We start from the raw sequence: 12,415 nt of genomic DNA, 5'->3' as shown, positions 1-12,415 counted from the left end.
TTCTCCTTAGTTCAAGGCTTTTATCTCTCTAATAAGATTTTCCAGTTCGGTATCGATACTGCAGTCAAATATTCCACCATCAGTCTCGATAATACACTGGTCATCATTCAAAAGGGGATCTGCGATAATATCAAGTCCTACCTCAGCTCCTACCTTTCCTTGAATCTCATCTTTTTTGCTCTTTATATATTCTGCATTTGCATCACTGACCTTGATTTGCATCTGGCCAGTACGCTCAATTTTCATAATACAATGATCTAAAAGATGATATATTACATCCTTTCGACCTGATAACTCTGCAGCAAACACATGCTCAAATACTGGAAGGCACATTTCAACGATTTCGCGCTCCATTTGAAGCTGACGCTCCATATATTCATTTTGTACACGTTCAACCTCTGCTCTCATTTGTTGCTGAGCATCCTGAAGCTCCAACGCTGCTCTTTGAGTACCTTCGTTGTATCCTTCTTTCTCGCCATCCTGACGAGCAAGATTTTTCATAGCATCAGCATTAAGCTGAGCTGCATTGAGAATCTCCTGTGCCTGGGCGTTAGCATCATCAATAATAGCCTGCGCTTGATTTCTGGCGTCTTCTAAAAGCTCTTCTACCTGAGCAGATACATCCGGCTCATCCTTTTGCATGATAGTATCAGCTAAACCTAAGAACTCATCAGCATCCATTCCATCAGGAATTTCCTCGCCAGCTTCACGCATAGCTGCTAAACGACGCTCTCGCTCTTCTTCGAGAAGCTTCGCTTTGTATTCTCTTTCTTGTTTAAGAATCAGCTGCTTAGCCAATTCATTTGAGTCAATAACAAGCTGATCAGTTTCGCCTTCCTCATCTGGAAGATTAGGCGCAACCTGGAAGCCGTAAATGACATTGTTACTAGACAACAAGCTCGTCTCCTCCACCTCTTGAAATTACAATTTCTGCGGAATCCTCCAGCTTTCTGATTATACCTACAATCTTCTGCTGCGCTTCCTCTACATCTTTCATACGTACAGGACCCATGAATTCCATATCTTCCCTAATCATTGCAGCAAGACGAGAAGAAAGGTTCTTGAATATAGCCGCCTGAACCTCATCATTTGCTCCCTTAAGAGCCACACCAAGATCAGAGTTATCAACATCTCTAAGAACACGCTGAATAGCTCTATCATCAAGAAGCAAGATATCCTCGAATACGAACATCTTCTTTCTGATTTCTTCAGCAAGCTCTGGCTCTTCGATTTCCAGAGACTCCATGATACGCTTTTCTGTACCACGGTCTACTGTATTCAAAATGTTTACTACCGCATCTACACCGCCGGCGATAGTGTAATCCTGATTGATAAGTGAAGAAAGCTTTCTTTCAAGCACTCGCTCAACCTCTTTAATAACTTCAGGACTAGTTCTATCCATCATAGCAATACGCTTTGCAACATCAGCCTGCTTTTCTGGAGGCAAAGCACCGATAATAAGGGATGCCTGACCAGCAGACAGATATGACAAAATCATAGCAATTGTCTGTGGATGTTCGTCCTGTATGAAGTTCAACACCTGAGAAGGCTCGGTCTTTCGAATGAACTCGAATGGTCGAACCTGCAAAGATGCAGTAAGCTTTGTGATAACGTCCTGAGCCCTGTCGTCGCCAAGAGCCTTTTCCAAAAGCTCTTTTGCGTAGCCAATACCACCTTCTGCGATATATTGCTGTGCAAGACAAACCTGATAGAACTCTTCTATAACTTCTTCCTTCAAGGCAGGAGAAATGCTCCTGGTATTAGCAATCTCAAGTGTTAATTCTTCGATTTCCTCTTCCTTGAGATGTTTAAATATCTGAGCAGACTTCTCCGGACCAAGAGCGATGAGAAGTATAGCCGCTTTTTGTACGCCATTTAAATCTTCAGTAGCCATAGCTTATCCCCAATCCTCGTTTAGCCAATTTCTCAAAAGCTGTGCTACAGCCTCTGGTTTTTCGTCTACGAATTTTTCTATTAATATTCGAGCTTCGGACTTCTCTGTATAACCGATATCCTCAAGCTCTTCTTCCTCTTCCTGTGTAGAAGCAATCAAATCATCAATTGTAAGCTCCTGCTCCACAGGCTCCTCTTCTTCTGTACGAATGCTTCTGAATACAACGAAGCCAAGCATTAAGAAGATAAGTGCTGCAAGTACAATCTGAAGGATATCTGTAAGACCAATTCCTGAACCCTCAGAATACTGGAACATTGGAATCTCGTAAGCTACGATTTTAACGCTTGATGTAGGGAATCCTGTAGCCTGTGCAACTACTTCCACAATATCATCTGTAACCTCAAGCTGAACTGGATCAGAATTTTCTTTTACAAATTCGTCAAATGTCTGTCCCAATTCCTCGAGAGTACCGTCGTCTTCCATCTTGTCCTGATTGTAGATTGCATATGTTTTACAGGTAACAGAAATTGAAGAATTATCAAGCTCTCTCTTACCCATTTCATCTGTGTGATTTGTGATGGTTTCATCTGGAAGATAATCCTTGTAAAATTCTTCTGTTGTGCTTTCAGACTCAGTACCATCCTCGATTACATAAGTAGTATCGTCGTCATTTGAATCTGTACCAGGCACGCCACCAGCACCTGATGTGTTAGTTGAGTTTGAACCTGACTCACTATCTAAATAGCCTTCTGTACGACCTTCATCTACAGAATAATCGTAAGTAACATAACTGTTTTCATCGAAATTCATTGAAAGATTAACGCCTACAGAAATATCATCATAAAGGTTTGTACCTTCCAAAACAGTGTGCACTCTATCTACGATTTCATTGCTAGCTCTCTCTCGAACATCCTGATTTGCGCTAGCATTTCCTGCAGCTGAAACTGCGTCACCACCGGAGAATAAAACATTACCATTTGTATCCATGATAAAGATATTCTCTGTATCATCATTTCCAAGATTGACAGCAAGCGCTCTAGCTAAGCCAGCAGCTGTATCTCCTGAAATCTGTGAATTTAAATCAAGTGTAACATTGGCGTATGAATCTGCTTCTCTAGCAAGAATTGTTCCATCCTGCTCAGGAATAGTAAGAATAACTGTTGCAGAATTAACAGCAGTCTGAGACTCCAACATTTCCTCAAACTGATTTTCAAGATAAAGCTTATATTTCTTTTGTTTGTCAGCCTCGGTTGTAGAAAAGCTTCCGTCTACAACATCGTTGATAGAGTATCCTGAACTAGGAATGTCATTAGATCCAAGTAAAACATTGGCATTAGCTTTATCCTTGTCCTCAATATAGAAAGTAAAGCCATCCTCACTTGTCTCGTATGCGATTCCTTCGTCGTCAAGGAGTTGCTTAACCGATGCTGCCTGCACTCCGTCCTCACACTGGATTAACTGAACCATAGTAGGACGAGAAATAATCACTCCTAATATTATAAATGACACAATAACAACAGCAGTAATTGATACTATCAACACCTGCTGTCTTCTAGTAAACTTTCTCCACCATTCAAGTATTCGATTAATGATAGCTTGAATTTGTTCTGGCATATTGTTCTCCCTTTAATAATACCTAATTAGACCTGCATCTGCATAATCTGCTGATAAGCCTCAAGCACTCTATCACGAACTGCTACAGTATACTGTAATGCAATGTTTGCCTTCTGCTCTGCAATCATCAAATCATGAGTGTTGTCTGTCTCACCAAGCTGAAACGCAACTTCTTCTTTATGAGCCTGTTGAATCTGTGAGTTTGTATCCTCTAATAAGCTCATAACAGAATTAAGCATGCTTTGAAATCCTGTATCTGCGTTTACTTTTGTTTCGCTTGATGTAACTGGCGTTGCGCCATATAAACTCTGAATAGAACTAACGTCCATTTAATTCTCCTTTAATATCATCCCTGTCCAATTGAAATACCGCTTGTCGCCATTGACTTAATAGCCTGGAATGCAGTGGTATTTGCTTCGTATGCACGGCTGGCATCGATAAGGTTAGTCATCTCTGTAACAGTGTTTACATTTGGATAGCGAACGTATCCATTTTCGTCAGCATCTGGATGAGATGGATCGTACTCCATGATGTAGTCTGTCTCTGTATCCTCAGATACCTTCGAAACCTTTACACCATTTCCATTGTATGCAGCTGTACTCTCTTTGAGAATATTTCTAAAAGAAGGAGTGCCTGCCTTTAACTGTTTTTCCTGAAATGTAACTATTTTACGTGTGTAAGGGCCACCATTCTCTGTACGAGTGGTGTTGACATTTGCAATATTTTCAGCGATAACATCCATTCTGAAACGCTGTGCTGTCATACCTGATGCAGCAATGTCAAAAGGTTGAAATAATCCCATAGCCTTTCCTCCGTTTATTTAACAATCATGCTTATGAAATAACTGACTTGAAACGTCCAACTTCGTTGTTGACACTAGTTGTAAGAGTTTGATATCTGATTTGTTCAGAAGCAAGCTCTACGTTTTCTGTGTCCATGTCAACATTGTTGCCATCAAGTCTGTAAGAATAATTCTCGTAATCTGTATATTCAATGCCATCAACATGATTTCCATCATCGTCTAAGACATTAACCGCTCTTTCCAAGGAACGCTCATGAGTATTGATAAGTTCTTTTCTAAGAACACTCTCAAACTCTATATCCTGTCTCTTATAACCAGGAGTTGTAGCGTTTGCAATGTTATTCATAATAAGTGTCTGGCGCTGCCAGCTCACATCTGCTGTATTATCAAGTAAGTTGATATATCCAAATGCATCTGAACTAATCATATATACAATCCTCCTAGACTAATTTAATTATAAATTATATGTAAAAAAACACAAGGCTTTTTTACATCATGTAGTATATTTTATAAAATCTAAACACAAGAAATAGTGTCCTTCATTCATTTACTCAATTGCCATTAATAGTGTTGTATTTCGCGAATATTGTGGAAATATAGAATACAAATCTCCATCTTATAATCACTTTCATCATAAAATAATTTTGTGTTTAAGTTATGAATTATAACAAAAAAGGGACCTACAAATGTAAGTCCCTTTAAAAATAAAATCCTAATTATTTATTTTTCTTGATTTCGTTAAGCTCGTCAAATACTACATCGTTGAGAACCTTGATGTATGTACCCTTCATACCAGATGAACGAGATTCAATTACACCAGCTGACTCAAACTTACGAAGAGCATTTACGATAACTGATCTTGTTATACCAACTCTGTCAGCAATCTTTGAAGCAACGAGAACGCCTTCGTTTCCATCAAGCTCATCAAAGATATGGATGATAGCTTCAAGCTCTGAGTATGAAAGTGTAGAAATAGCACTCTTAACAACCTGGAGCTTTCTGTTCTCTTCTGCAGACTCTTCGTTTACTGAACGCATCATCTCAAGTCCTACTACTGTTGTACCGTACTCTGTAAGGATGATGTCATCGATATCGTACTGCTTATCGAATCTGTATACAAAAAGTGTTCCAAGTCTTTCACCAGCTATATCAATTGGTGCGATGATTGCTGAGTACATATCAATATCAGACTTTTCAAAACCTAATGTCTTTAAGTTAACATTTTCCTTTGTTGAAAGAATTGAAAGTAATCTCTCGTTTAAAAGTGGATCAATAAATCCGCCAACCTCGTCAACGATTAACTCACCGATTTCTGTTGTGTTTGGTAAGTGTGAAAGTCCAAGGACCTTACCCTTCTTAGAAATAACAAGTACTGAAGAATCCAAAATCTCTGTAAGTACAGAGCAAATGTCGTTGAAAACAACCTTTGATGAATTGTTATTGTGAAGAAGTTTTCCAATCTTTCTTGTCTTGTCTAATAACTGTACGCTCATTTAAAATGTATTCCTCCTGAATCTAAACACTGTATTGTGCCAAATCAATCTAACTGACGTCCCCGAACTAATGTGAAATTTGTACCAATTATAGCACCGATTAGAACAAATCGCAATAAATTTCAGAAAATTTACTACTATTTATTCTGATTTTCTACAAATCTGCAATCATCATTTGCACAAACAAGTTTATTACCCTTTTCCACCATATAAGTTCCACACTTTGGACACTTCTCAGTGGTTGGCTTTGACCAGCTAATAAAGTCACACTCAGGATGATTTGCACATCCGAAGAATTTTCTTCCCTTTTGAGACTTTCTAATAACTACATCGCCGCCGCACTTAGGGCATGGCACTCCTATCTTTTCAAGGAATGGTTTTGTATTTCTACATTCTGGAAATCCTGGACAAGCTAAGAATTTTCCATGAGGCCCAAACTTAATTACCATGTTTCTTCCGCACTCTTCGCAGATAACATCAGTAACTTCATCATGAATCTCAACTTTTGCAAGTTCCTCTTCTGCCACTTCAACTGCCTTTTCAAGGTCTGGGTAGAAGTTTCTTACAACTGATTTCCATTCAACTGTTCCCTCTTCAACACCGTCAAGCAGTAATTCCAAGTTTGCAGTAAATTTATCATCAACAATTATAGGGAATGAAGCCTCCATAATTGAATTGACTACTTCGCCAAGCTCTGTAACAAAAAGGTTTTTAGCCTCTTTGGTAATATAATGACGCTTTAAAAGAGTTGTAATGGTAGGTGAATAGGTAGATGGTCTACCAATTCCAAGCTCTTCCAATGTCTTTACAAGAGATGCTTCTGTAAAATGAGGCGCTGGCTGTGTAAAATGCTGCTTTTCCTCAAAAGAATTAAATCCAAGCTTTGTATCTTCTGTAAGCTTTGATAATGGATGTGTCTTTGACTCTGCCTCATCATCTGCTGAAACATAAATCATCATAAATCCATCAAACTTAATTGAAGAATCAGATGCTGTAAATACATGATTCTTTGCTTGAACATTTAATGAAACTGTATCATAAACAGCATTAGCCATCTGGCTTGCCACAAATCTCTTCCATACAAGCTGATACAATCTAAACTGATCTCTAGTAAGACTTTCTTTAATCTCAGATGGAATCAATTCGATATTAGCAGGACGGATTGCTTCATGAGCATCCTGAACCTTGCCATTATTTTTCTTACCTGTATTTACAGGGGCTGATAAATATTCCTGACCGTAATTGCCAGTAATAAACTGTTCTGCTGCTGCTCTTGCTTCATCTGATACTCTTGTTGAATCAGTACGAAGATAAGTGATAAGACCGATTGTTCCATGTCCCTTAACGCTAACACCTTCATAAAGCTGCTGAGCAACGCTCATAGTCTTTTGAATTGAGAAATTCAAAGCTTTTGATGCCTCTTGCTGCATTGTAGATGTAGTAAAAGGTAATGGAGCTTTCTTTTCCCTTGTTCCACGCTTGATTGAAGCAATATTAAAATCAGCGCCCTTTAAATCAGACATGATTTTATCAAGACTTTCCTTGTCAGAAATATCCTTCTTGCCCGATGTATCACCATAATACTTAGCAACGATAGGCTTTTTTGCATCCTTTGCATCAAGCAATACATCAAGAGTGTAATATTCCTGTGGAATAAATTGTTCAATTTCCTTTTCTCTGTCGCAAATAATGCGAAGAGCAACAGACTGTACACGACCTGCTGAAAGGCCACGTTTAACCTTTGCCCAAAGAAGTGGTGAAATCTTGTATCCAACCATTCTATCAAGCATACGTCTCGCCTGCTGTGCATCAACTAAATCCATATCAATTTCTCTAGGATTCTTAAGTGAATTCTTAACAGCAGTCTTTGTAATCTCATTAAAGGTAATTCGATATACCTTTTTATCTTGTAAGTTGAGTGCGTGAGTAAGATGCCATGAAATAGCCTCTCCCTCACGGTCGGGATCAGTTGCGAGATAAATCTTATCTGCTTTCTTCACTTCTTTACGAAGTGCAGCAAGAAGCTCGCCCTTTCCACGAATTGTTATATATTTAGGTTCAAAATCATTCTCAGGGTCAAAGCCAAGCTGGCTTTTAGGCATATCACGAACGTGGCCCTGGGATGCCATTACCTCGTAATTGCTACCTAAAAACTTTTTGATTGTATGCACCTTTGCTGGTGACTCCACAATGACTAGATTTTTTGCCATGTTTTTTGCTCCTATTCACAAAGAAATCGAAAATCACTATACAACATTATTTTTTTCTTTTCAAGGAAAATTTTACCTATTGACAAAACAATTTAATAATTTTCATATAAAATCCATCAACAAATCACGCTGTTTTTACGTAATTATTTTTGAACACTTCAGAAAGCAATTCAAGCCGCTCTAACGAAAGCACAACAGACAGTAAATTCAGATAATCCATGCCACTTTCCTCTATAACTGTGGAAATGCTTTTAGGATAATCATCAAACAATTTATATACCCTTTTCTGCTCCTCCGATAGAATAATTTTAGGCTTCTTTTCGGTGTTAATTTTCTTCGGATTTAGTCCATAAAAATTTGTTATATCAGCTATAAACTGATCTGTGTCGTATATGATTCCTGCCCCTTGGGCAATAAGTTTGTTGGTTCCAGCGCTTAATGAATCCCCTATTCTTCCAGGAGTAACAAAAATATCTTTGCCTTGCTCTAATGCAAAATCTGCCGTAATTAAAGAACCAGATTTCTCTCTTGCTTCAATTACAACAACAATATCTGAAAGAGCTGAAACTATCCTATTTCGTCTAGGAAAATTCATTGCTACCGGACTTGTTCCCATCTGATATTCAGAAATAATTGCTCCACCAGATGAAACAATCTCTTCATATAATAATCTATTAGCAGTAGGATAAATCACATCACAGCCACTTCCTAAAACTGCTATAGTTTTACCCCCTGCATCTATGCATCCTTTATGGCCATAAGCATCAATTCCTCTGGCCATTCCACTGATAACAGTGTATCCATTTTGTCCAAGCTTCTCTCCAATTTGGAGAGCAAGTCTTTTGCCGTAAGCGCTACATTGCCTAGCCCCTACAATGGAAATCGCTCTTTCAAAAGAAGGCATTTTTCCAACATAATAAAGGCCATAAGGCTTGTCATATATGTTTCTTAGCTTATCTGGATATGTCACATCCTCCATCGTTACAAAAGAAAAAGGTGAATGTGAAAATTCCTCATACTCCTTAGATAAGTCAAACTTTGCTCGATTGTTTATAAAAACATCGGCTGTTTTATTATCCACGAGTCCTGAATCCACCAAATCCTTTTTCGTTGCAAAATAGATATTATAACTATCGTAGAAATAATCAATAAGTTTATGCTTCTTTGAATACGTTATATCTTCGTTTCGCATAAACCAATACTGGTAAAGGTGTTTATCCATCAGATTCCCTCCTCCCAGTAATGCTTATCTAGCCCTCGATAACAGATAGCCTCTTGAAGATGTAAAAGACTAATGTCCTCGCAGCCATCCATATCCGCTATAGTTCTAGCCACTCTCAGTACCTTGTGATAGGTTCTGGCTGTAAGGGAGTACTTTTCATACATCTCTTCCATATATTTAGCTTCTTCAGCCTTCAGTGGACAAAACATATCTATATGGCTACTAGGAATCTGACTGTTAAACTTAAAGTCATAATTCTTGTATCGCTTACGTTGAATTTCGTGAACACGCTCAACTCTGAGTCTTATATCAGCAGATGATTCGTTTTTCTGACGTAAGGCAATCTGTGCAAAATTCAAAGTAGGCGCTTCTACACAAATATCTATTCTATCAAGTAGCGGTTGAGATATCTTGGCCAAATATCTTTGAATTGACATCCTGCTACAATGACATCTGTTCAAATCCGGATAATATCCGCAAGAACAAGGATTCATTGCAGCCACCATTACAAAATCTGCCGGGAAGGTAAAGCTTCCTGATGCCCTAGAAATATTGACCTTTTTATCCTCAAGAGGCTGTCTAAGCATTTCTATGGTGGACTTTGTAAACTCAGTAAGCTCGTCTAAGAACAGGACGCCTCCATGAGCCAAGGATATTTCCCCTGGTTTTGGATTCTGTCCTCCACCAACTAATCCTTGAGGGGACACTGTATGATGCGGGCTTCTAAAAGGTCTTTTCTTCATAAGACCACCTCGTTCATCAAACATTCCACAAACCGAATAAATCTTTGATAATTCTAACTGCTCATCTGAATCCATAGCAGGTAATATAGAAGGAATACATTTCGCTATCATGGACTTCCCTGCTCCTGGTGGTCCAACCATAAGCATATTATGCATGCCTGAAATAGCTACCTCGCAGGCTCTTCTTAAGGCCTGCTGTCCATTAATCATGGAAAAATCGTACTCCATGTCTTCCTGAGATGTTTCTTCTATTTCAAGTGCTTCTTCTTTAGCTTCGAAGACACCTTCATTTAGTAGCTCGATTACCTCTGAAATCTGGCTTACGCCAATTGTTGTCAAATCGTTTACCAGCCTAGCTTCCACTAAGTTATCTTTAGGAACAATCATTATCTGCAAATTATTCCTTCTAGCCTCCATAGCCATGGATAATACGCCATTTACAGGCTGAATTTTGCCATCTAAGCCTATTTCACCACACAGACATATAGATGGAAGCTTCTCGCAATTAATTATTCCAATAGCAGATAAAATAGCCACAGCAATAGGCAAATCAAAGCCTGCTCCTGTTTTTCTAATACTTGCTGGTGATAAATTGACCGTGATTCGCTTTATAGGAAGTGCATAGCCTGCATTCTTTAATGCGGCTCTCACCCTTTCCTTCGCTTCCTTCACTTCTGATGAAAGATAACCCACCATCTCAAAAATGGGCATACCTTCAGATATATCTGCTTCCACAGATATAAGTTTAGAATCAATACCGAAAATAGTAGCGGTATTTACAATACTATACAATTAAACTCCTCTGGAATTAAAATTGAAAATAGAAAAAGACAGGAGCTATCATAGCACACTCCTGTCTTAAAAACAATATCATTATTATCTAATCATCTCTGTCAAACCAAGCTTCTTGTGAACCTTGCGAAGAGTTTTATTTGCAAAATAAGATGCCTTTTCAGCGTTCTCCTTTATGCAACCGTCGATATATGCCTTATCCTTCTCAAGCTCTGCACAACGAACATGGAATGGTTCAAGCATATCTGCTACTGCTTCACCAACAGCAAGCTTGAAATCACCATATCCTTTGCCCTCAAACTCCTTGGCAACTTCGTCCATAGACTTGCCAGTAACAACGCCGTAGATTTCCATAAGATTTGATACGCCTGGCTTATTTTCAACATCATATCTTACTTCAGCATCTGAATCTGTAACTGCTTTCTTAAACTTACGGATAATAGTATCCTTGTCATCAATAAGATAGATTGTAGCATTAACATTCTCGTCTGACTTAGACATTTTCTTTGTTGGCTCAGCAAGAGACATGATTCTTGCACCTGCCTTAGGGAAGTATCCCTCAGGAATAGTAAATACATCACCATAGATGTTGTTGAAGCGCTCTGCCACGTCTCTACAGATTTCCAAATGCTGCTTCTGATCTGCCCCGATTGGAACTAAATCAGCCTGATATAAAAGAATATCCGCAGCCATTAATGCAGGATATGTAAATAGACCAGCGTTGATATTATCTGCATGCTTTGCAGACTTATCCTTGAACTGAGTCATACGGTTGAGCTCGCCCATGTATGTGTAGCAGTCAAGAATCCAACCTAACTGAGCATGTGCTGGCACATGTGACTGAAAATAAATGCAGTTTTTCTGAGGATCAAGTCCTGCAGCCACATACTGTGTATAGATTCTTCTTGCATTTTGTCTAAATTCTGTAGGATTCTGTCTAACTGTAAGGGAATGTAAATCCATAACACCAAAGAAGCAATCATAATCCTCATGAAGATTTACCCAGTTCTTTAATGCTCCTATATAATTGCCAATGGTAAGCTTTCCTGTTGCCTGCATACCTGAATATAATACTTTCTTCTCTTTTTCCATAATGTTATCTCCAAATTACTTTTTATTCTTTAGTATATTTTTACGAATGTATTCGTTTGTCGCACTCTCACCGTGTTCAGCAAGATATGTAAGCATATCTTCCAATAAAGCCGCTGTTTTAGGATGCATCATGTATCGGCCCTTGCCCCTATTGTAGTATTCCAGGGCACTGGCATCATTATACTTTTCCTTTTGATAAGTTTTGCAGGCTGCCACTCTATCACAATACATTTCAACCACGTATTTAACAGGCATTTCCATGCCAGTCATGTGATGATGCTCATCCAAGCTATAATCTATCCAATATTCAAAATGATGTTTGTTTCGTCCCTTGTGATGGAGCCATGCCATAGAAACTCCTGTCTCTAATCTTTCAGCATTATTAGGGCTTTGTGTCCCCTGATAGTACTTAGCTCCCACTCTGAATTCAACCCATGAATACTTAGATAAATCATGTAGAAGCCCTTGCATATATAAACCTACAGCAAAGCATCCTTTTCTAACTAAACGACGATGATGAGTGATTGTTTTAAAATGCTCCCAAGCCTTCATT

General features: G+C 38.6%; 12 protein-coding genes. All 12 read right to left on the bottom strand.

All coding sequences use genetic code 11. The features are described from left to right. Positions 1-6 precede the first annotated feature (6 nt). On the bottom strand, positions 7-894 hold the full coding sequence (locus T375_RS13045; protein WP_049960236.1) for a FliH/SctL family protein: 888 nt from the start codon (positions 892-894) through the stop codon (positions 7-9). Further along, positions 887-1,894 (bottom strand): flagellar motor switch protein FliG, encoded by a 1,008-nt coding sequence (gene fliG, locus T375_RS01610; protein WP_044934111.1) that lies wholly within the window; start codon positions 1,892-1,894, stop codon positions 887-889. The genes T375_RS13045 and fliG overlap by 8 nt, the downstream gene beginning before the upstream one ends. Before the next feature lie 3 nt (positions 1,895-1,897). Continuing rightward, entirely contained in the window at positions 1,898-3,508 is a 1,611-nt protein-coding gene (locus T375_RS01605) for a flagellar M-ring protein FliF C-terminal domain-containing protein (protein WP_044934108.1), read from the bottom strand. Between the two features lie 26 nt (positions 3,509-3,534). Further along, on the bottom strand, positions 3,535-3,837 hold the full coding sequence (fliE, locus tag T375_RS01600; RefSeq protein WP_033153968.1) for a flagellar hook-basal body complex protein FliE: 303 nt from the start codon (positions 3,835-3,837) through the stop codon (positions 3,535-3,537). Positions 3,838-3,854: 17 nt separating this feature from the next. Next, positions 3,855-4,310, bottom strand: coding sequence for a flagellar basal body rod protein FlgC (gene flgC, locus T375_RS01595; RefSeq protein WP_033153967.1), 456 nt, complete (start codon positions 4,308-4,310; stop codon positions 3,855-3,857). Positions 4,311-4,341: 31 nt separating this feature from the next. After that, a complete protein-coding gene (flgB, locus tag T375_RS01590; protein ID WP_033153966.1) occupies positions 4,342-4,737 on the bottom strand; it encodes a flagellar basal body rod protein FlgB in 396 nt (131 codons plus the stop codon). Between the two features lie 289 nt (positions 4,738-5,026). Further along, positions 5,027-5,803 carry a GTP-sensing pleiotropic transcriptional regulator CodY gene (gene codY, locus T375_RS01585; RefSeq protein WP_044934105.1) on the bottom strand — a complete coding sequence of 259 codons (777 nt, stop codon included), beginning with the start codon at positions 5,801-5,803 and terminating at the stop codon, positions 5,027-5,029. A gap of 137 nt (positions 5,804-5,940) precedes the next feature. Then, a complete protein-coding gene (topA, locus tag T375_RS01580) occupies positions 5,941-8,013 on the bottom strand; it encodes a type I DNA topoisomerase (RefSeq protein WP_044934103.1) in 2,073 nt (690 codons plus the stop codon). A gap of 124 nt (positions 8,014-8,137) precedes the next feature. Next, complete coding sequence (gene dprA / locus T375_RS01575) at positions 8,138-9,235, bottom strand: DNA-processing protein DprA (RefSeq protein ID WP_044934101.1); 1,098 nt, start codon at positions 9,233-9,235, stop codon at positions 8,138-8,140. Further along, positions 9,235-10,770 (bottom strand): YifB family Mg chelatase-like AAA ATPase, encoded by a 1,536-nt coding sequence (locus T375_RS01570; RefSeq protein WP_044934099.1) that lies wholly within the window; start codon positions 10,768-10,770, stop codon positions 9,235-9,237. The genes dprA and T375_RS01570 overlap by 1 nt, the downstream gene beginning before the upstream one ends. 84 nt (positions 10,771-10,854) lie before the next feature. After that, complete coding sequence (gene trpS / locus T375_RS01565) at positions 10,855-11,862, bottom strand: tryptophan--tRNA ligase (protein WP_044934097.1); 1,008 nt, start codon at positions 11,860-11,862, stop codon at positions 10,855-10,857. A 15-nt stretch (positions 11,863-11,877) separates the two neighbouring features. Beyond that, complete coding sequence (locus T375_RS01560; protein ID WP_044934095.1) at positions 11,878-12,414, bottom strand: DUF5662 family protein; 537 nt, start codon at positions 12,412-12,414, stop codon at positions 11,878-11,880. Position 12,415 lies beyond the last annotated feature (1 nt).

Source organism: Pseudobutyrivibrio sp. LB2011 (assembly GCF_000701765.1).
Lineage (GTDB): Bacteria > Bacillota > Clostridia > Lachnospirales > Lachnospiraceae > Pseudobutyrivibrio > Pseudobutyrivibrio ruminis.
The sequence above is the reverse complement of the archived record's forward strand: the minus strand, read 5'-3'. Positions and strand labels throughout refer to the sequence as shown.

What these genes read in the sequence shown, in the direction of transcription:
- topA (WP_044934103.1), bottom strand. Translation starts at nt 8,013, where the DNA reads ATGGCAAAAAATCTAGTCATTGTGGAGTCACCAGCAAAGGTGCATACA.
- T375_RS01560 (WP_044934095.1), bottom strand. Translation starts at nt 12,414, where the DNA reads ATGAAGGCTTGGGAGCATTTTAAAACAATCACTCATCATCGTCGTTTA.
- dprA (WP_044934101.1), bottom strand. Translation starts at nt 9,235, where the DNA reads ATGGATAAACACCTTTACCAGTATTGGTTTATGCGAAACGAAGATATA.
- T375_RS01605 (WP_044934108.1), bottom strand. Translation starts at nt 3,508, where the DNA reads ATGCCAGAACAAATTCAAGCTATCATTAATCGAATACTTGAATGGTGG.
- flgB (WP_033153966.1), bottom strand. Translation starts at nt 4,737, where the DNA reads ATGATTAGTTCAGATGCATTTGGATATATCAACTTACTTGATAATACA.
- codY (WP_044934105.1), bottom strand. Translation starts at nt 5,803, where the DNA reads ATGAGCGTACAGTTATTAGACAAGACAAGAAAGATTGGAAAACTTCTT.
- fliG (WP_044934111.1), bottom strand. Translation starts at nt 1,894, where the DNA reads ATGGCTACTGAAGATTTAAATGGCGTACAAAAAGCGGCTATACTTCTC.
- trpS (WP_044934097.1), bottom strand. Translation starts at nt 11,862, where the DNA reads ATGGAAAAAGAGAAGAAAGTATTATATTCAGGTATGCAGGCAACAGGA.
- flgC (WP_033153967.1), bottom strand. Translation starts at nt 4,310, where the DNA reads ATGGGATTATTTCAACCTTTTGACATTGCTGCATCAGGTATGACAGCA.
- fliE (WP_033153968.1), bottom strand. Translation starts at nt 3,837, where the DNA reads ATGGACGTTAGTTCTATTCAGAGTTTATATGGCGCAACGCCAGTTACA.